The 19,920-nt window shown below is 63.4% G+C and carries 18 protein-coding genes; 11 read left to right on the top strand and 7 right to left on the bottom strand.

Going from position 1 to position 19,920, the window contains the following annotated elements:
- Positions 1–151: 151 nt before the first annotated feature.
- Together ACFC4D_RS14920 and ACFC4D_RS14915 are read right to left on the bottom strand one after the other, a co-directional pair.
- Positions 152–538: an STAS domain-containing protein gene (locus ACFC4D_RS14920; protein WP_376063407.1), complete on the bottom strand. Its 387-nt coding sequence runs from the start codon at positions 536–538 to the stop codon at positions 152–154.
- Positions 539–1,000: 462 nt separating this feature from the next.
- Positions 1,001–1,225, bottom strand: coding sequence for a hypothetical protein (locus tag ACFC4D_RS14915; RefSeq protein ID WP_376063406.1), 225 nt, complete (start codon positions 1,223–1,225; stop codon positions 1,001–1,003).
- A gap of 129 nt (positions 1,226–1,354) precedes the next feature.
- Here ACFC4D_RS14915 and ACFC4D_RS14910 point away from each other — a divergent pair, with 129 nt between their 5' ends.
- From ACFC4D_RS14910 to ACFC4D_RS14890, 5 genes are all read left to right on the top strand, one after another.
- A complete protein-coding gene (locus tag ACFC4D_RS14910) occupies positions 1,355–1,852 on the top strand; it encodes a hypothetical protein (RefSeq protein WP_376063404.1) in 498 nt (165 codons plus the stop codon).
- A gap of 204 nt (positions 1,853–2,056) precedes the next feature.
- On the top strand, positions 2,057–2,638 hold the full coding sequence (locus tag ACFC4D_RS14905; RefSeq protein ID WP_376063402.1) for a TetR/AcrR family transcriptional regulator: 582 nt from the start codon (positions 2,057–2,059) through the stop codon (positions 2,636–2,638).
- The gene (locus ACFC4D_RS14900; protein ID WP_376063400.1) at positions 2,635–3,831 is read left to right on the top strand and encodes an NADH:flavin oxidoreductase; all 1,197 of its coding nucleotides are present in this window, start codon (positions 2,635–2,637) and stop codon (positions 3,829–3,831) included. The genes ACFC4D_RS14905 and ACFC4D_RS14900 overlap by 4 nt, the downstream gene beginning before the upstream one ends.
- Positions 3,832–3,875: 44 nt before the next feature.
- A complete protein-coding gene (locus tag ACFC4D_RS14895) occupies positions 3,876–4,616 on the top strand; it encodes an SDR family oxidoreductase (protein ID WP_376063398.1) in 741 nt (246 codons plus the stop codon).
- 373 nt (positions 4,617–4,989) lie between these two features.
- The gene (locus ACFC4D_RS14890) at positions 4,990–5,502 is read left to right on the top strand and encodes a hypothetical protein (RefSeq protein ID WP_376063397.1); all 513 of its coding nucleotides are present in this window, start codon (positions 4,990–4,992) and stop codon (positions 5,500–5,502) included.
- Between the two features lie 2,060 nt (positions 5,503–7,562).
- Here the strand turns inward: ACFC4D_RS14890 and ACFC4D_RS14885 are convergent.
- Positions 7,563–8,918, bottom strand: a complete 1,356-nt coding sequence (locus tag ACFC4D_RS14885) for a protein kinase (protein WP_376063395.1) — start codon at positions 8,916–8,918, stop codon at positions 7,563–7,565.
- A gap of 371 nt (positions 8,919–9,289) precedes the next feature.
- A complete protein-coding gene (locus ACFC4D_RS14880; protein WP_376063394.1) occupies positions 9,290–11,503 on the bottom strand; it encodes a hypothetical protein in 2,214 nt (737 codons plus the stop codon).
- Between the two features lie 900 nt (positions 11,504–12,403).
- Here ACFC4D_RS14880 and ACFC4D_RS14875 point away from each other — a divergent pair.
- The 3 genes from ACFC4D_RS14875 to ACFC4D_RS14865 all read left to right on the top strand — a co-directional run bounded on the left by ACFC4D_RS14875 (position 12,404) and on the right by ACFC4D_RS14865 (position 14,462).
- Positions 12,404–12,532, top strand: coding sequence for a hypothetical protein (locus ACFC4D_RS14875; RefSeq protein ID WP_376063393.1), 129 nt, complete (start codon positions 12,404–12,406; stop codon positions 12,530–12,532).
- A gap of 56 nt (positions 12,533–12,588) precedes the next feature.
- Positions 12,589–13,863 carry a response regulator gene (locus ACFC4D_RS14870; RefSeq protein WP_376063392.1) on the top strand — a complete coding sequence of 425 codons (1,275 nt, stop codon included), beginning with the start codon at positions 12,589–12,591 and terminating at the stop codon, positions 13,861–13,863.
- Positions 13,864–14,114: 251 nt separating this feature from the next.
- Positions 14,115–14,462 (top strand): tetratricopeptide repeat protein, encoded by a 348-nt coding sequence (locus tag ACFC4D_RS14865; protein WP_376063391.1) that lies wholly within the window; start codon positions 14,115–14,117, stop codon positions 14,460–14,462.
- 313 nt (positions 14,463–14,775) lie between these two features.
- On the opposite strand, the gene ACFC4D_RS14860 is transcribed toward ACFC4D_RS14865, so the two are convergent.
- Positions 14,776–16,620 carry a hypothetical protein gene (locus ACFC4D_RS14860; RefSeq protein WP_376063390.1) on the bottom strand — a complete coding sequence of 615 codons (1,845 nt, stop codon included), beginning with the start codon at positions 16,618–16,620 and terminating at the stop codon, positions 14,776–14,778.
- A gap of 1,028 nt (positions 16,621–17,648) precedes the next feature.
- Here ACFC4D_RS14860 and ACFC4D_RS14855 point away from each other — a divergent pair.
- Positions 17,649–18,197 carry a hypothetical protein gene (locus ACFC4D_RS14855; protein ID WP_376063389.1) on the top strand — a complete coding sequence of 183 codons (549 nt, stop codon included), beginning with the start codon at positions 17,649–17,651 and terminating at the stop codon, positions 18,195–18,197.
- 41 nt (positions 18,198–18,238) lie between these two features.
- Here ACFC4D_RS14855 and ACFC4D_RS14850 read toward each other — a convergent pair whose 3' ends face one another.
- On the bottom strand, positions 18,239–18,370 hold the full coding sequence (locus ACFC4D_RS14850; RefSeq protein ID WP_376063387.1) for a hypothetical protein: 132 nt from the start codon (positions 18,368–18,370) through the stop codon (positions 18,239–18,241).
- 49 nt (positions 18,371–18,419) lie between these two features.
- A complete protein-coding gene (locus tag ACFC4D_RS14845; RefSeq protein WP_376063386.1) occupies positions 18,420–18,995 on the bottom strand; it encodes a dihydrofolate reductase family protein in 576 nt (191 codons plus the stop codon).
- A 72-nt stretch (positions 18,996–19,067) separates the two neighbouring features.
- Between ACFC4D_RS14845 and ACFC4D_RS14840 the strand changes: the two genes are divergently transcribed.
- Both ACFC4D_RS14840 and ACFC4D_RS14835 read left to right on the top strand, forming a co-directional pair.
- The gene (locus ACFC4D_RS14840; RefSeq protein WP_376063385.1) at positions 19,068–19,559 is read left to right on the top strand and encodes a TetR/AcrR family transcriptional regulator; all 492 of its coding nucleotides are present in this window, start codon (positions 19,068–19,070) and stop codon (positions 19,557–19,559) included.
- 183 nt (positions 19,560–19,742) lie between these two features.
- Entirely contained in the window at positions 19,743–19,895 is a 153-nt protein-coding gene (locus ACFC4D_RS14835) for a hypothetical protein (protein WP_330179446.1), read from the top strand.
- Positions 19,896–19,920 lie beyond the last annotated feature (25 nt).

The raw sequence follows: 19,920 nt of genomic DNA, 5'->3' as shown, positions 1-19,920 counted from the left end.
GGGCGTCTGCGTTTGGGTCGTGGTGATCGCGGCGTAGTGATGGGTGGCCGATGTCGTCTGCGCACCGGCCGTCTCAATTGTGTTGTGCGAATTGGTGTTACGCGACGCCACGCGGGTCGGTTCGCTGCAGAACTCACCTAGCCATGATCTATCACTCGAGGCCAACCTGAATCACCTGCGCACCCGTGAAGGCATGGCCAAGTGCCGACTCAAGGGCAAACAGCCGAATTGCCTCTCGCAGCACGCAAAACGCTCCACCGCCGCTACCACGACCCCGATGACGACGCGAGCCCGGCCGACCTCGCGGTTCGAGACACTCTTCCGCCACTGCGGCCAGGACGGTGATCCCGGCCGAGCCCAGGAAACTGACCCCCGTCATATCCACCACCACGGTGCGCGTGCCCGCCCGCAATGCTCGACGCAGTACCCGCTCCAGCACCGGAGCCGACGTCACATCGATTTCCCCGCTCGCGGTCACCACCGGGATCGCGGCGTTCTCATCGAGCTCCACCTGCAGGAGCTGGTCCGGATCGTTCATCAGCGAGCCCCTTTCGCGCCGGTCCGATTCCCACCATTCGATAAAGGGTTTACCACTCGCGCCATCGGTTCCGATACCGGGAGTCCCCCGCCCGGCATGCGTAGCGGCGCACGATATTTCACACTGGAAGCACCGGCGACGCGCTCGCCGGTGTCAGCCCCAGGCTCGTGCCCTCTCCGGGTGTTGGTCGCCGCGCGGAGCTCCCGCACTCGCGGGTCCTCGGGTGGTGCACCGAGCTCCCACCACCGGCTGGCACGCGCCGCTCGGCGACTCGACATGAGCGACTGGGAATGATCACGGCCGCGAGCAGACAGGCCCGAACGCACCCACCCCCAGCATCCGGGCCGCCCGGCTCCAGACCTCGCGGTGCACGGTTCCCACTCACCCACACCAGCGCCCGGTCCTGCCCGCCGAGTCCACTCTCGCGCAAGAGATCCCGGAAATGACCGTTCAGAGACACGGTCATCGGTGCCGACGTCGCCACAGGGTGACGATCGCACCGACGAACGCCGCCACCGCGCCCAACATCGGGGTGTTGACCCCGGCCATCGCCATCGTGATCCCCGCCGCCAGCGCCAGCGCCAGCACGAACAGGTCCGACGCACCGGACCATCTCGGTCGGACAACCGCGGCGAGACGGGTTGCGGTCGTGCGCTGGTCGTCAGCGCGGGACTGTGGGGTCGTCATCGGGAGCCTCCTGGGCAGGGATCGAATGAAGTCCACGGTGCCGACCGGCAGTTCAACTATCGGAGATCTGTGAAAACAGCGCGGTGGTCGAGGAGTTCAACTATCGCCACGACCGGGCACTCTGGTGGAATGAACCCAGAGATCGCCGAGTTGGACGCACAGCTCGCCGCTGCCCGCACCCGCGAGGACTTCAGTGCGTGCCTGCGCGTGCTGCGGGAGCTGGTGGCCCCGTCACCGACCTACAAGGCATTGGCCCGCGCCGCCCTCGACGACGCGGCGAAGGTAACCACTGTGCGCAACTGGCTGCTCGGCAACAGCCTGCCGAACGAGTGGGAGCCGCTGTGCGAACTCATCGGCTACCTGCTCAACCGTGTTCCCGGCACGGCGGTGCAACGCTACGGCGTGATGGGCACGTTTCAGCAGGTCTACACCCACATCTCGGAGGACCGGACGCAGGCCAGGAGGGTTCGCGTTCCCGGAGCGTACCGACTCCTGGAGGGCATGCGGGTGCGCTTCGTCGGCGGCAGACCGGTGTATTACGACGAGCACGGTTCGTTCTCGGTCAGAGAAGACATCGGGGCGATCTACGGCGGCTCGGGCAGGTATTACGGCGGGTGCGGCCTCTAGCGCTCGCGCTGTCGCACGACGGGCCGCACGCTCGCGTCGACCACAGGCACCTGGGACACCCACCATCTGCGCCGGTCACGCCATTGTCGTTGTTTTCGCGCGACTACCACCGGGTCCCCGACACGCCTGGGGGAGCGCGCACCGGTGAATCAACGTTTCAATCACTGATTGAATTATCGATTGAAACGTGTTTCACTGCTGTGCATGGGTGATGGAGCCGGGGCCGGAACGCGGCAGCTACTGCTGACCACCGCCGAATCGTTGCTGCTGAGCGAGCCGTACGACGAGGTATCGGTGCGGGGAATCTGCGCCGCGGCGGGAGCGAACGCGGCTGCGGTGCACTACCACTTCGGGTCGAAGGAGGCCCTGGTCGCCGCCTTGATCGAGGATCGCCTGGGACCGCTGTGGGCCGAGGGCCTGGCGCAGGCGACCCCAGGACGCAATTCGCTGCCCGCGGTGATCGAGGCGATCCTGACACCGTTCGTCGACCTCGCCCGAGATCCGTTGGGCCGCTTGCATCTTCGACTGCTGGCGCGCTTCGTGATCGGCCGCCACCTCACCACCTGGCGCGGCCCGTGGTTTCGGATGGACACCTGGGCCGCGCTGCTGCCCGAACTGAGCGAAAAAGAAGCCCGCCGCCGATGGATGCTCGCCTTCGATCTGATCATCATGCGGTTCGGCAGCCCGGAAATCGAAGAACACGGTATGGCCGAACCCGAACTCGGGACACTGCGGGACTTCGTGGTGGCCGGTCTGCTCGCGCCGATAGGAAGAGAACGGCAATGAACGACATATTCACACCCGCCCAGCTGGGTCCGATCACGTTGCGCAACAGGGTGATCAAGGCCGCGACCTTCGAAGGCCGCACACCCGACGCCCTGGTGACCGATGAGCTGATCGAGTTCCATCGCGAGGTGGCCGCCGGAGGGGTCGGCATGACCACCGTCGCGTACTGCGCGGTCGCGCCCGGCGGCCGCACCGACCGGCATCAGATCTGGATGCGCCCCGAAGCCGTTGCCGGACTGCGCAAACTCACCGATGCGGTGCACGCCGAAGGCGCCGCGGCGTGCGCGCAGATCGGGCACGCCGGACCGGTCGCCAATGCCGCCTCCAACGGGGTCCCCGCGCTCGCGCCCAGCCGCATGTTCAACCCGCTGGGCATGAAGTTCACCAAGACTCCCACGATCGCCGATATCGCCGACACCATCGCCGCGCACGCCGATGCCGCGCGCCTGGCCGAGCAGGCCGGATTCGACGCGGTGGAAATTCATTTCGGCCACAACTATCTGGCCAGCTCGTTCCTGAGCCCGGCGCTGAACCGGCGCAAGGACGCCTACGGCGGACCACTGCTCAATCGAGCACGCATGGCACGCGAAATCGCCTGCGCGGTCAAGGACGCGGTGGGCGGCAGGCTCGCGGTCACCGCCAAACTCAATATGGAGGACGGCCAGCACGGCGGCCTCACCATTCCCCAATCACTGCAGGTCGCCGCATGGCTCGAGGCCGACGGCGCGCTCGACGCCCTCGAACTGACCGCGGGCAGTTCCCTACTGAACCCGATGCTGCTGTTCCACGGCACACCCCCGCGCCGTTCCTTCGCCAAGGCCCTGCCCGGACCGGCCCGCCTGGGCTTTCGACTGATCGGAGGGTCCTTCCTCAAGGACTACCCCTACCAGGAGGCGTATCTGCTCGAGCGCGCCCGTCACTTCCGCCGCGCACTCTCGATGCCACTGATCCTGTTGGGCGGCATCACCACACTCGACACCATGCGCCGAGCCCGCGAGGAGGGATTCGAATTCGTGGCCATGGGCCGCGCCCTGCTGCGTGAACCCGACCTGCTGCATCGCATCCAAGCCGACTCCGCCACCCGCTCGGCGTGTGTGCACTGCAACGAATGCATGCCCACCATCTACTCGGGAACCCGCTGCATGTACCGGCCCACCCTCTCGCGCGAGCCCATCCAACTCACACTCGGCTGACACACCGCTCGGCAGACCATCGCCGGCACCACAGGAGACACGCAGTGACTGAACGACTCACCGGACGTGTCGCGCTGATCAGCGGCGCGGCATCGGGAATGGGCGCCTCCCACGCCCGCGCCTTCATCGCCGAGGGCGCCTGCGTCATGATCGGCGATATCGCCGACACCGCCGGACAGCAACTGGCCGCCGAACTCGGCGACCGCGCCGCCTACATCCACCTCGACGTCACCAGCTCTCGCGACTGGGACGCCGCGGTCGCCGAAACGATCAGGTGCTTCGGCAAACTCGATGTGCTGGTCAACAACGCCGGCATCCTCGATGGCGGACCCATCGGCGAATACACCGAAAAGCAATGGCAGAACGTGCTTTCCATCAACTTGACCGGACCGTTCCTCGGCTTGACCGCCGCGCGTGACGCCCTGGTGGCGGCTGCTCCCGCCGCCGTGGTGAACATTTCCTCGGCCGCCGGAATCCAGGGCGTGCCGGGCGTGCACGCCTACACCGCCTCCAAATTCGGCGTCCGCGGACTCACCAAATCCGCCGCGCTGGAACTGGCCCCGCATGGGGTGCGGGTCAACTCGGTGCACCCCGGAGGCATCCTGACCCCGATGCTCGGCGCGAGCAGCGACGCCACCCTCGATCGGGGCGCGAACCCGCTGGCCCGACTCGGGCTGCCCGAGGAGGTCACTCCGCTCGTGGTCTTCCTCGCCAGCACCGAATCGAGCTACTGCAACGGCGCGGAGTACGTCGTCGACGGCGGAATGACCGCGGGCCGCGCCTGACACGCAGTCAAAGCGCGGCGCGAGAACAACCAGTCCCGACCCCACCGCATCCCCGCGATCTACCCAACCGATCAGCACTGACGACGCCGTGACGCTACGGTGGGCGCGAGGTTCGTGGGGGAGGGGGTTGCGTTTCGGCTCGAATCACGAAGTCCGCCAGCGAAACCCGGCTCGACCGGCCCGCCAGGCCGCGGTGGCACGCGTAGGTCTGGCCGAATACATCCGAGCACGCGAGAGCCGTCGAGTTGTGGCCGCGTTCAGGGCAGTTCACCCTGGGCCGTGGGTCGTTGTCCACGAACATCATGTCGTGGAGGGGATTTCGGCGTTCGCGGTCGAGATGCGCGAGCTCCGACAGTTGATCTAGATTCAGCATATGGTCTCGACAGGCAAAGCCGGTCTGGTGGTAGTAGCGCTCGGGTGTCTGGCAGCGGCCGGATGCGGGACCGACGACACCCCGCGGCCGTGGTACTCCCCGCAAGCGGGCAGCGGCACCGAGGACCGGCACGCGATCATCCTCGACGGGACGACCGACGGATCGACCACGGCAACCATCCACGCGACCTACCGGTGTCCGTCCACGGAACTGCCCGGCGGAAAGATCTACTCCTCGCTGAGCTACGCCGGCAAAGCCAACGGACCGCGCGGCGACAACAATGACACGGCGGTCACCTGTGACGGTGCCGAGCACACCGTCGACATCAGGATCTCCGGTGCGTTTCCGGCCGACGACGACCACATCTACGCCGATGTGATGATGTGGCTGCCCACAGGCGCCTCCACCACGATCCCCGGGCCGGTACCCGGCGCTGGCGCGATGGTGTCCACTGCCCTGCGGCAAGGCCCGAGCGATGACGGGCACCACCTCGCACTCAAGTCCACGCACTGACGGCGTCAGGTCGACTCTTGTCTGAAGCTTAGTGGCGCTCGATCAACGTGAGGGCCCCGATACGTAGTCGCAGGCCAAGATCGACCGATCCGGTGCGGCATGCGAGCCCGGCCATCTCGGTTGCCGACCGGTTGGCTGTGCCGGTCAATGCCGATGTCGATCATCGGTCAACTGTGATGCCGTGCAGCGCCGTCGAGATCACCTGGTATCGGCGCAGACTGCCGTCGCAGGGTGGCGGCGTGCGTTGACGCTCAGGCGAGTCTGCTGAACGCACTACTCTGCCGAATTTCGGGCGATCTCGTGGTGGGCGAACGAAGAACTGGTGAGCTGGGATCAGTGGTGTTCGGGATGGCGGTCGTGTAGCCGCCGAGCGAGGGCGTGGGCGGTGCGCTCGGCCCACTCGACCGCAGCGGCGTTGCGCGCGGACTCAGCCATACGTGCACTCCACACATCGCCGAGTCCGATGTTGCTGGTCTGGCTGTGTATCGAGGTCAGCCTTCTCAGCCGATTTAGCGTCGGAGCACTGACGATGCTGGCGGGTCTGCAGATGACAGTTGTCTGGGTCCGGTCGAGGTCGGCAGCGATCGCTGCCGGCAATGGCACTCCCTTATCTCCCAGTCGGTACATCGCCCGACAGCGCGCGACGTGGACGGCGCGCCGTGCGCGCCCGTCAGGAGACCTCCGGGTCATATCCGTTCGGTTCCCCGGGCTCGCACAGCATGCGGTCCTCAGCTCTCGTGGAGGTATCGGTATTCCCGCGCTGTTGGGTCTTGTCTTGAACCCTCTGGCGGTAAGCCCGTTGTCGGCACGGGCTGCCGCAGTAGAGCGGTGGTCGGCCCCGGTCCGCTGGCTGAATTTCACATGGGCATTCACGGCATATTGGTCGACCTTGGGGCGAACTCCATCCGTGGTGCAGGCAGTACGTCAAGGGCTCCGAGGCGGGGCTGCGAAGCGGAGAGTCGGGCAGCAGCTTCACCATCGTTCGGAACGCGTCGTCGAGCTCGTGACCGTACAGGCGAAGCCCCTCGGCGAAGGCTTGCCGCGACATCCCTAGCGCGACCCGGTACCTGGAGCGTGCCATCCCGATTGAGCAAGGTTCGAGGTAGGTCTCCTCAAGCCTGTTGGACCACAGAATATCCCCGACTACACGTGCGGCGTCGCGCCAGTTTCCACCGTTGAGCACACACTTGATCAGCTCGATTCTTTCCGGCGGCATAGACTGGAAAAGTTTGGTCACTTCGTGGCTGAACTGGATCGCATCGAGAGCCGCGGTTGCTTTCTGCTCCACAGGGTTTCGGAGGTTCCGGCGCCGACTCATGCCTCGCCCTCCGACCGCGCGTGCTCGTCCTCGCTGGATGTAACCGCATCGCTGGTCTTCGCCGAGGGTCCACTGGTCAGCCGATCATGGCCGTTGGCGAGATCGTTGTCCATGCGACCGCGCTGGCGCGGTGAGCGGAAGCCGAACCCATCGGCGAATGATTCGAAAACCCTTGGGACATCAGCCCTGTTGGCTCTCAATAAGGCGATTGCCGTCACGGAGACCACCGTTCCTATGAAGAGCACCATGGGCAAGACGCTGGCGGTAGCGGACTCTCTGAGGACAGAGAGCACAGTCGTGGACACGAAGCCTCCAGATACGAAAAAGCCCCCGGCGTTGCGCCGAGGGCTGAGTTGGTGGATGCGGTGAAACAAAAAAGACCCAGTCACCTGACTGGGTCGAACCGGAGATACAACTATCCCGTGCAGTCGACAGTATCAACGACGACCATGCATCGCAAATAACCAGCTCAGGGCGGGTTGAAACCCTCGAACATTTCGTAACGCAAGCGAACTCGCTCCTACCGAAGTCCATGAGGTCGCCAATGAGGTACAGGCCAACAGTGCATTCTGCGACGCGCCCACCCGGTTGGCGAACTGGAACCTCAAGCGCCCCAATGCGTCCGAGAAGATACGGACAGAACTGATCGTCAGGCGCTCATTGACCCTGGTCTCCACTTCGATGATCCGAACACGTGGGAGCAATCCGCGTGACGTCCCTTCGGCGGGCGCATGCACATGAGCTATAGATTGTCCCGGAACTTGCTCCATAGACTCTGCTTGTGCCGGTCGTAGCGGGTCTTCCGACCTCGAGCCGCTCGTGCTTCGTCGAGCTTCTGCCGCCAGAGCCTCGATTCTGCTCTGTCACCACGCCTTTCGGCCAGATGCGCTAGCCGGATCATCGCCGCTGTATCGCCCTTCTTCGCCCTCTCACGGTAAATGCGCTCGGCTTCGGCTTTCTGGCCGCGGTCGGCGAGTACATCGGCCAGAAGTGTCCGCGCATCGGATTTGCCGGCACCGATCATTTGATGGCACAGCGCTTCTGCCTCGTCCAACCGCTTCTGTGTCCGGAGTAGGCCGACGAGTCTGGATCCACTGAGGCCGTGGTCCTTGTCATAGGCTCTCCGATACAGTGCTTCGGCGCGATCGAGGTAGCCCAACGTTTCCAAAGCCCCTGCGCGCTCGTAGATGTCCCAAGGTTTCGTCGGTTTCAGGTCGTTGTCCGCATCGTCGAGAACGAAGATCTCGGATGACGGCACAGTGACGACCGCAGGGTGCGGGGGATCGTGCTGGAGTGATTTGCGCAGGTCGTCAACGAGGTCGGCGCAGGACTGGTAACGCTCGTCGGGGTCCTTCGCCAGTGCGTTCGCGAGCACATCATCAAGTGCCGTGGGAAGCTGTTCGCGTACCTGGCTCGGCCGGGGTGGCCGCTCAGTGAGGTGCGCCGAAATCACTTGTTGCGGTGATGGATAGGGGAACGGTAGCCGCCCGGTGAGGAGCTGGAAAACGGTGCAGCCGAGAGAATAGATATCTGCGCGTTGGTCGACAGGCTGTTGCGTGAATCGCTCGGGCGCTGCATACGCGAAAGTTGCTTTGATGCTTGTGAGTGTCAGCGGCGCATCGAGTGTTCGGGCAATGCCGAAGTCGGCGAGTAACGCACGCTTGCCATGTCGCGGATCGTGCTCGATGAGTATGTTTGCCGGTTTGACATCGCGGTGCAGGACACCTTGATGATGGGCGAAGTCCAATGCGTGCCCGATATCAGTGGCTAGATCGGCGACCTGGTCCAGCGGCAGTCCCGCCGACGCGGCGGCGAGGATCGTTTTCACGTCGCCGCCGTCTATGTGGCGCATGGACAACCACAGTGCGGCGTCCGCTTGTCCGCTGCGATCAAATACCGTGACGATGTTCGGATGCACCAGCTGAGACGCCAGGGCGGCCTCACGGTCGAAGGCGCTCCGAGCTGCGTCGTCCGCGCACAGCTCCGGGTGCAGAATCTTCAGCGCGACAACACGACTCAACCGAGGATGCTGGGCCAGGTAGACCGATCCCATCGCGCCCCGACCCAGCAGCCTCAGCACCCGGTAGCCTGCAACCACCGAGCCAGGGTGATGATTCACAACGTCCGCCCTCCTTCGATCGCAGCCCTCACACCACGTTCATTGCTAGGAGACACCACCGGGCCTGCGATTCGCTTAAGAAGGAGAAATCTGCGACTGCGAACAGCTTCGGTTCCCCACAAACCACGCGGTAGTGCGTCAGCGGATCCGGCAGCTTCGGATCTCATCATGTTCTATTTATCCGGCGGGCTGGGCGGTGTGGGCGATGTCGATGCAATTGCTGGCGCCGCAGGTCGTCGGATTCGTCGGCGACGCCAGCCATGGCGACAGACCCGGGCGATTCTGTAAACTGCGGCCGTCGCTCATTTGTATGGTCGGCACCGCCGGGCTTCACTGGATCTACGTCACCCTTATGGGTTGGCGGGGACAGTTGCCACCTCGTCAGGAGTCGCGAAGATTTTCGCGCGGAGCCGCTCGGGGGATTTGCGTAGCCGGAGTACGAATTTCGCGAGATTTTTCGCTGCGTCACGCTGCACTCGGTAGTTCCCGCTCTCGCCCATCAGCACCATCAGACATAGGAGAGCTGGGATGAGCACATAGAGGCCTTGCCGCCGGTTGAGTTCGGTGAACAGAGTCTCGCTCACACCCAACGCGACGAACGCGAGAGCATTGCACAGAGCGAGGGACAACAAGATCGGACCCTGCGGCCCGAAAAGCGGTTGCCACTGACGCTGTTTCGCCGCGGCAGGCATGACATGGCGTTGCAGGAACTGGTGGATCTGGTCGATGGCGACGAACGAGGCTATGAACGCCCCGGCGATGAGCAGTCGGCGGCGACCTTCGAACGGCGGACCGATCACCCAGAAACCGGCGGCGAGTGCGGCCACGGACATCACCAGCATTAGATGTGACAGGGTGATCGGTTGTCGGCTTCGCGCGAGGTGCACCAACCGCGGGACGAATCGCTCGGCGGTGATCTCTCGCATCGTGTCGGACCCCTCGACCGCGATGCCGAGGTCCGGAGCGACGCGACCCTGGTATCTGGGAAGTTGACACTCACGCAGTTCTGCGGTGTCGAGCGCAGTGATACCGCCGCGCGGCAAGATCTTCGAATCACGCAGCACAAACACGAAATGCGGCTTGACCAGCAGCCTCTTGTCAGCTTTTCTGGCCGGCACCGTCGCTTCCACGAAACTTGTTCCCTCGGTAGCCCATTGGTTCTTCAGGAGGAAGTACTCGGAAACCCCGATAGCGGCCGTCAGGAGTACGCACAACGTCCATCGAGGCGCGGTGAAGGACGGCACGGTCGCCACGAAGACGAAGCCGACCCGCAGGCTGTACCCCGAAGCGCAGAGCACTACCAATGCTCGAGCGGCCACCGGGATCCGTTCCCCGAGCGATGGCATCGGCTTGCTCTTGAAATGCTTCTTGAGCTGCTCGTACAGCCATGTTGATAGCGCCAACGCCGCACTGAACCCAGCCACCCACAGCCATTCGACCCTTGTAAGCCCGTACAGGACGCCCACGGCAACCCCGATCACGACTCGATCGAGCATGAGGATGGCAACGACACGTTCGCGGTTGCGCGTCAGAGTGAACGGGGTTCGATTGCGGGCCGCCCAGGCCGGGTGCCTACGGTCCGTCTGGTAGTCGCGAATATCGTTGATCTGATACCGAATCGGGTACAACACGAATTCTACGAATAACCAGGCGAGCACACCACGCGCGATTGCGGAATGACCGTCCGCGCTCGAGAGAACAGCCGCCAGTATCGCGGAGAACGAGATGGCCAACTTGACGAAATGATCTCCGATGGGTCGTGGGTAGATCAGAAATCTGATGAAGTGCCGCGCGTCGGTGTTCAGCGTGTGACGCGCGGCGGAGGTGCCGGCGGCGTCGAGGGCGTTCGACCACAGCTCGTGCGCGAACATGCGGGGCTGACTGGTGTAGGAGACGGTGAAACGTGCGATGAGATAGATCAACTGTGCGTAGAAGACTGCGCTGACCACCTGCAGCGGTGTCGATTCGATCAACAGTATCGGTATGACGATGGCTGCTACCAGGATGGTCAGGCAGGATGTCCAGAGGATGACGTTGACCGGTCTGATGCTGAACCGGCGCCCGTTCTCGGATACGAAGCCAGAAATCATCTGCTCTGACGAAGGGATGAGCCGAGTGACCCAGGCGTGCTTATTCGCATCGAACGCGGCGATATGGACCGGCTGAAATCGATTGACCTGACGCTCGATATCGGTCGCGTAGATGCCCAGCGCGATCAATCGCGACGTGGTTTCCATGATGATGACCGCCACCAGCACCGATAGCAACGGCATGATCGCATAGACCGGATTCCAATCGACTGGAACGCATTTGCCACTTGTATCCCCTGAGGAACACGGCCGCGGAAGGTTGAACAGGGCTGCAGCGATCAGCGCTGATCCGATCGTGGCAGAGGCCAGAGCGGCAGCGAAACTCGCGGTGATCTTCGCGTTCGCCTGCGCCAGCTCTTGATGTAGAAACTTGACTCGTTCAGGGTCTTTCAGGTCTTCGGCCGAAGAAAGATCCCCAACGGTCGGTACTCGCTCGATATTGGCCGGATCGGATTCGTTACGATGCAGAGCCACTCGACAATCATGCGCCGGAAGATATATGCCCACACGGGATTTCGCATAACTTCGCAACCATGGGCGAACCGGGGGGAATCTCGAACTCGAATCCCGATTTGACGATACAGCCCCTCCCGCGATCATGGAGGACTTATACCCGACCGACCAGTGTGATCGCTGCGCAGTCAGGATTGCGAGGCCGAGGCTCGCACACGGATCTGACGGGAGTGCAACAGGTTTCAGGCAGGGTAACCGAATTGAAGCGGCCGATAACAGATTTCTGCGACGCTCAGTCCGGGTTAGCTCTATCCGTAAATATGGTGCGGGCGTGCCAGGTTAATCATTTTGGTGGCGAGTACGGGAGAACGTTCCGGATTGGCGATGTGATTCCGCGTCAAACTGTACATTGCCGTGGCGACGGATCGGATGACCACGAAATGATACCGACGAGCGCCCATACTTGACCCAAATCCGAATGGCGGTTCCGACCGCAAACAAGGACAAGACAACTTCGACCACCGTCGAAACGGCATCCTGGCCATCTACATAGCTTCTGCCACAGAACATCTCGGCCATCCGTCCTTGCGGGTTCCGCGCGCCGAAGCTGGCTGGTGTCCGCTACGTTGATTGCCGAGTCTTGTCGTGCCGGTGTGGTCGGTGTGATCGTGGTGTCGCTACCCCACGTTTCAGCAAGGACAGAATTCTCTCGAATCTTGAACGGCTGCTTGGACGCCCACTGCGGGCTCGTCGCGACAGCTCGCGAAGGTCGACGCTGTCGAGAGGAGAGAGCCGATGTGTCCTGTGGAGCCGGGCGGGGCCGACGATGACGCTGTGCAGCACGCTGCCGCAGACGAATCTCGGGGCCCACTCGCGGGGTGGCGACCGAATGAGGGTGCCTTGTTTTGGCGGGAAGTGCGGATGGTGTTGTGCATCCTGGATGTGCTCACCGTGGTTCTCGGACAAGACGAGGCCCTCACCGTTGCGGTGAGGGCGCTCATAACCATCGGTGACGCGATCGTGGACGCCCGCCAGCAGAACCGATCCTGACCCAAGGTCCGGCCGTAGCACCGCGGCCGGACCGCCACCACCTCCAGGAAACAACGATGCCCACCGAACGCCCAACCCCTGGCTCGCTTTCGCTCCCAGGCGCCCAGCACGAAACCGGTTTCGTGCTGGATCAATCCGGACACGTCGAGCTGCGGCATTCTGATGCGCTCGCCGACACCTGTTCTTCCTGCAATCAACAACTGCCTCCGGCAGCGGGGACAGGCCGACGGCGAAAGTTCTGCTCGACCAAATGTCGTTCGACCGCCAGGCGCGCGCGCCGCCGCGCGGAGTTCCTGATCGAGGCCGACCGTAGCTGCCACTGCTGCACGCGCTTGGCTGACCGGACGTGCGGCCGCGACGTCGAATACGCAATCGTTCTGGAGGGCACCGAATTCCGGGTCTGTGCCCGGTGCCGTGAACTGACTGTGACCTACTTGATCGACCATGCAATCCCCGCCGAGAACGTCCAGGTCACGCGAGTGGTCTCCATTCAGGCTGAAGGCTCGCAAACATCACCACCGATCCATATCCCGTCGCGAGGAGGGCGGATTCTGGTGATCGATGACGATCAGGCGTTGGTCGAGATGTTGTCGATTGTCCTTCGCGGTGAAGGATATTCGCCCACGTCGGCTGGCGACGGCATGCAAGGCCTGCGCGACGCCTACGCGCAACGTCCGGACCTCGTTGTACTGGATCTGATGCTCCCCAGCCTGAATGGCTTCGATCTGTTGCAGAAGCTACGCCGTGTCAGTGACGTTCCAGTGATCGTTTTGACCGCGAAGAGTGACCTCGACGACAAGGTTTTCGGCCTGACGCTCGGCGCTGACGACTACCTTGTAAAACCGTTCAAGGTTAAGGAGTTGATCGCTCGTATCGCACGAACCCTGCAGCGGCACAGCTCTCAGTCGTGGGCGCAGGAGGTCTATGACGACGGGCTGCTGCGCCTGGACTCGATGACTCAACAGGTCTCGGTCAACGGTTCACCGCTACCGTTGACACTGCTACAGTTTCGGCTGCTCGAGATCCTTGTCCGCAACGCCGGCGTCGTCCAGCCAGTGCGAAAGATCCTCGCCAAGGCCTGGGACGACCCCACAGGCCAAGATGCCGACAGGGTAAAATTCGCGGTCACCAGGCTACGTCGCAAGCTCGACGACACCGAACTCGGCAGTGACGCAATCGTTTCAGCGCGAGGAATCGGCTACCTGTACCAACCGCCCGGGACACGAACCAGCATTCGACGCCGTCCGCAGCACTCAACCGATAGCAGCTACGGCCATGCCGCCCGACTGCTCAATGCTGATGGCGCAGCAGGCCGCGCTGGCGCCTACTGACCATTCATGGTCGCCCCAGGCAATGCTCGTCTCGGCTGACCTCCGTGTGTCATTCGAGACTGGCTGCGGCTTCGTCGCCGACATACGCTGCCCAAAGCCGTCGGTAGGGCCGTCGGCGGTGATCAGATCAGCGTGCCTTCCGGTTTGAAACAGGCGCACTTGGCCGACAACGACAATCAGGTCGGCGTCGGCGGCTGTCGCCAGGCGATGCGCCACAACGATTGTCGTGCGGCCGGCGGTGAGCAGGTGGGATGTCAGGTGCGGGGCTGCTGGCCTACGAGCGAGGCGACACCGAGGACGCGATCGTGTGGTGGCGCCGCGCCGCGGAGGCCGACGACGGGGCCGCCATGTCGAATCTCGGCTGCGCGCTGTGGCAGCAGGGGAACATCGACGAAGCGCAGGGATGGTTGCGTCGTGCCTGCGACGGTGGCGTGATCGCGGCGACGGTGAACTTGGGCAATCTCCTTGTCCAGCAAGGCAATCTCGTCGAGGCTCACCAGTGGTTGCAGCGACGCGCTGACGCCGGATCGGCGGCCGCGATGGTGAGCTTGGGGGCGTTGCTACTCGCTGAGCAGGACACCGGTGGCGCCGAATGGTGATGGCGGTGCGCGGCGGCGTTAGGTGAGACGGACGCGATGTTCAATCTGGGGCTGTTACTGCAGGGGGGCGGTGCGGGGGCTGAAGCCGAACAGTGGTGGCAGCGAGCCGCTGCGGGTGGTGATGAGGGCGCGGCGCGAATGCTGGGCGCACAGGATCGTGGCGAGTAGGTCGTGCTGAAGAGATCCGGCAACCCGGACGCATCGTCTACTGCCTCGCCAGGCCGTTTTCGGACAGGGTGAGCGGAAAAACGACGCTGGGTTCCAACGCGCATGGCTCTGCTGTTGGCTGCGCCGATTTACGCACGCGAGGCGTCTAGGTGGGGTCGTGGGGTGCCTGTGACGCCGGGTCGGTGGGATGTGTGGTGGATGAGATGTCGCCTATGTCAGCGGTTTCGGACACCGATGCAGCTTGAGCAGTGCCTGCGGGAGAGGGAGCCGGGGTCGGTGGTGGGCCCAGAACGTAGGTGCGGACATGGAAAGTCATTGGACGAGCGGTGATCGCGTCATGTTCGAGCTCGATCAGGTCGGGGTCGCCCGGGCAGCATCCCACTGCGTTGTTCATCGCGGCCACCGCCGAGAGGTACTCGCGGGTGTGTTGATGTTGCTGTGCGGTGCGAACCCACAGCGCGGCGTCGATGCGGGGGTGGAGTTCGAGGGGACGTTTGCGCTGTAGTTCGGTGGCGCGTTCGTCCGCTAGTTGCTGTAGTTGGGTTGCGGTCCAGTCCGGGTGTTGATCAAGCAATGCGGCGATCGCGAAGGACCAGATGTTCGGGGGCGTCAGTTCGGTATGGGCGGTGTCGAGGAGTTTTCGTGGTGCGCTGCAATGCAATTCGGGCGGAGTCAGGGCGTGCCAGAGGTAGTAGATGGCCAGCAGCGGTAGCCGTACGTGCGGGGTGCGGTTACCGGGCAGGATCTGCTCGATCCGCGCCAGGGCCGGACGCATGTCGATGTATTCCTGCGCGCGTCCGGAGAGCGCTTCGATCAGGTGGGCGATGTATTCACCGGCGCGGGTGGCGGCGGTGTCCTTGGTCATGGCCTCGGCTCCGCCGAGGTAGTACTGCGGTGCCAGACGCATTTGGATGATGTTGGGCAGGTGCTCACGCCACCGGAAGTCGGTGTCGATCTCGGTGCCCGCGCGGGAGATGTAGGTGCGTACGACGTGGCGGGCAAGGCGGTTGAGGCCGCGGTGCGAGAGCATCATCTCCGCCCCGACAGGGTCGACCACTTCGGTGTCCAGGGTCATCAGCGATGAGACCGACGCCAATTCGCGCAGCTCGTGCATGTTTTTGGATCGGGCGTCGTACGCGGTGCCCACGAGCCGACGCAGCGCTGTAGCGCGCACGGGTGAGCCGATCGCGGCGGCTTCCTCGCGATAGAAGCATGGGCGTACGTGCGAGAGCACGAATTCGATGTAGCGGTTTTTGATTCCGGCGCGTTCGGCGTCCAGGATCGCGGCCCGGACGGTGGCGGCGGTGTCGGGGTCGAGGGTGGACAACACCGGGTTCAGGATCTTGCGTTTGCGGGGGTCGAGTCGGTCCCACTCGAGCAGGGGGACTGTGGTGTCGGCGGAGAGCGATTCCAGTGCCGCGACGTAGTCGGTGTAGGACAGAGTCGGGTCTTCGCTGACTCGTCGGCTCGCGGTGACGATGCGGCGCATCGCCGCCATCGCGGCCTGGAATCGTGGGCGGTGCAGCGCGAGCAGTGTGGTCACGAACTGCTGCAGGTCATCGATCTCGTGCTCGTGCAGGTAGCGGTGTGGGGCGAACACTCGCGGCAGGATGTCGGCGGGGATGGGATCGTGGTGGCTGCCCGAGGGGCGGCTGATGAGCCGTCGGGCGGTGTCGGCGTTGGTGGTGACGGTAGCGTCGAGAGCGAACGACAGGACGGTGGCCAGGTCCTCGAAAATCGCTGTGCCGCCGGTGGAGATCATGAACTCGTCGGTGCCGTCCTCGCGCACAGCCTCGAGCCGTTCGGTGAGGCACGCGAGCATCGTGGCCACCGGCGCGCCCCAGTCGGTCGCAGGTATCAGGTGCCCGATCGCGAGGTCGATCCGTGCGCACTGCCAGGAGGCGGTCACATTGGTGTAGAGGGTGCGGCGATGTTCGGTCTGGTGGAGTTCGACCTCACGGAAGTACATGCCGGTGATGACTTGCAGCATCGTGTCAGCATCGCATGGGCGGCAAGCGATCTGAATCGCGCCGCTGCGTGCCGCCTGTCGAAGCTGGTATGTGTTGCTGTTGAGCGTGTTTCGTGTCTATTCGAGGGCACCGATACGTCTTGCCTCATCGCGACTTCGCCGAGCAACCAGTCGCAAAATGCGGACCGAAACAGTGCCGAGTGGGCAAGAAAGACACTCTGAACTGCCAATTTTATTTGTTCCGCTGCTGCCAAGACTCCGGCGAAACACGCACGCAAGTAGCGGCAGTACACGCACGCGCCAAAGACCCACCCCCACGGACAGCCGCTGGCAACTTCGATCTACCACCGAGAAGCTCACGCGGGTTATGTGCGCGGCACCCGGCGCCAGGGGGGAGTGGGGTCAACGCTCCCCAGACGCCGAGATGACAAGTCTCGCTGTCCCGCGGTCGCTGGGAAGCCTCGATTGTGGCACCGACGCCAATAGTTGTCCGGCCCCGCCTGTTTCACCGCCGCCTCGGCCGCGCTTCGGAGGGGAGCCACCCCATAATCCGTAACTTGACATAAGGTATATTATCGGTGGGCGAATGGAATGGGGCCGTAGAACTTTCACCGCCGCATCATCGGCCGGCATGAATGCTCACACGGGCCAGCCCTTGCACTGACCCACGCGGCGCGCGCAATCGAAGCCGTTGCCACACAAGGTCATTGCGATGAGTTGAGCGGCAACGAATTGCAGATCTGATTTGGAAAGCTACCACCCAGCCATACCCCGCCATTTCGTCACTGTGACGTATTATGGTGTGGCACAAGGTTATTCGGTCATCGAGAACCAACAGACTACGCGATGAATCTGCAACGAATTGTCCCGACCGGTTGGGCGTGATGAGTCCCGCGCCTGCATTCGCAGCTTCCCAGCCATGGTGAGGCTGTGGCACTCAATTACGCTGGGCATCCGAGTAATTCGCGAATCAATTTATTGAGAGCGTAGTTTGTGTGAGCGGTCCATCGGATGCTCACTGAATTCGAATGTTGTGACATGAGGGCGCAATGAACGCGAGACTGCGAACCATGAGGGTTGTGCAAAACTCAGCCGGTGACGGTGAATCCATATGCGGTGTGTTGGACGGCCGTCAACTATTGCTGGCGATCGCCGGAACCCTACGGGCCGGTTCACCATTGATCGGCTGGGCTCGCGAACTGGCCGACCTGCACGCGACCCTGATCACCGCGTCGCTATCGGCGACCAGGCGCCCCGCGGACTTCGACGCCGCAGCAACACGAGACCGCCTCACAACCCTCACCGCCCTCATCGACGACTGGTCCGTCCGCCACCTGCCACGCCCCCAAGGCACTCGTCGCCACACGCATTCCCTCGGCGAAGTCATCAGCCATATCGCCGACGCCTATGCCCAACTCCAATGGACCCTGCGCCACAGCGCCAATACGATCCACCACCATGGCGCCGCGCTGCGCTTCGCGCAAATTCAAGAGGGTTACACCGACCTCGTCGACGATATTCGTGGCCTGCGGGTAACCCTCCCGCTGGGCTCGAGCGGAATCATCCGCCTATCCCCCACTACGCCACACACGCCGTGAGTTGCCCCGGGCGACCGGGCAACTTCGACCGAACTGCACGGCTACCGTGCGCCGGAACGGCCGTGGCGCGGAAAACCGATCTTCGCGTTGGGGATGGTGCGCGGCGGCAGCGGGCGGGCGAAGGGCTGCTGCTGCTTGTTCTGAATGGGGAAGGTACGACGCTGGTTTCGCATGTGGGGCTGAGCCTTTCGAGATGTTCGGATGTGGGGTAGGAAGAAGTGATCAGGCTCGGTCGAGCCAGGTGATCTGGCAGCCGTTGTCGAATTCACGGCGTTCGGTGACCTGGAAACGGGTGGGCTGGAAGGCGCCGTCGAAGGCGCGGATGCCGTTGCCCGCGATGACCGGGTAGGTCTTGATGATCAATTGGTCGATCTCCTCGAGGAGCTGGCCCGCCAGGTTGCCGCCGCCGCAGAGCCAGATACCCAGGCCCTCTTGCTGTTTCAGCTCTGCGACGACGTTGGCAGGGTCGCCGTCGACGATCTCCACATGCGGATGGTCCGCCGCCGTGAGAGTGCGAGTGAAGACGTATTGCTTCAAGTGCGGATAGGGGCCCTCCGCGCCGGCAACGAGGCCGGGTTCGTAGGTGCCGCGTCCCATCAAGACGGTGTCCCACTCCTTGTTCGGGGTATCGAGTGGCATGCCGAAGTGTCCGCGGATGTGGGCCGGGACCGACTCCGGGTACCGCGCGTTGACCCATTCGGACTGGTCCGCGCTGACCGGGTAGAAGTCGAATTCGCCCTGCGGGCCTGCGATGTAGCCGTCGAGGGAGACCGCCACGTAGTAGACAAGATTTCGCATTGCAAACCGCCTCTTCTGTAGTACTCTGCATGAAGTGATTTGAAGATAGTACTACGACTGGAGTGGTGTCAAGTGGTTCGTCACAACCGGATACGCCGACAAGCCCTACTGGATGCGTCGATCGAGGTCCTGGCCGCAAGAGGCGCTCGCGGGTTGACCTTTCGCGCGGTCGACGAACAGGCGCGGGTCCCCCGTGGTACCGCCTCGAACTACTTCGCCAACCGCGATGACCTGCTCGCACAGATCGCGTGCGGCCACGTACTCGACTCTCGCAGTGGCTATCTCGCATTCCTCGAGCTCCGACTGGAAGCCACGCGCCGGCCCGGCCTGCAAGCCTTGATCACCGAACGCGTCCGCGCCGAGCTCGACACGACTGCGTCCGACGACGCGAACGCCGTCATCACCTACCTCGTAGTCAACGGGCTGATCCTGGACAACCTCACTCTCCCAGGCATTTTCACCGACGATCAGATCGAAGAGCTGATCCGCTCCATCGCTCCCCCATTGGCCTGCCTCCGCGGCCAAGTGGCGCGCGATCGCCTCTTTTCAATGGGCTGCCTTTAGTCGAACCTTCGGTTCGGCCTGAGCCGGGCGCCGACGCGGCCGGGACACATCGTTCAATGCGCATATTTCCATTTTTCGATCTAATACATGGCGAGACTCCCATCGACGGGAAGGCCGCACGACGACGACTGCGTAGCATTTGGCTTGCACGACAATAGTTTTCGATTGATTGGAAGATCCCTTATGAACACGAATGACCGTGCCGTGGTGTCCGCCGTAACCGATCTGCGGGATGCGCCGTTGGGGCAGCTGTCGGGGCAGAGCCTGCCCGAACTGCTGTCGAATCTGGCCCACTCCTCCACTACCGGCATCTCGTTCAGTTCCGCGATGATGTGATTTGACCCAGCGCACCGGCTATCCC

This window comes from Nocardia sp. NPDC056000 (assembly GCF_042269265.1).
GTDB lineage: Bacteria > Actinomycetota > Actinomycetes > Mycobacteriales > Mycobacteriaceae > Nocardia.
The sequence above is the reverse complement of the archived record's forward strand: the minus strand, read 5'-3'. Positions and strand labels throughout refer to the sequence as shown.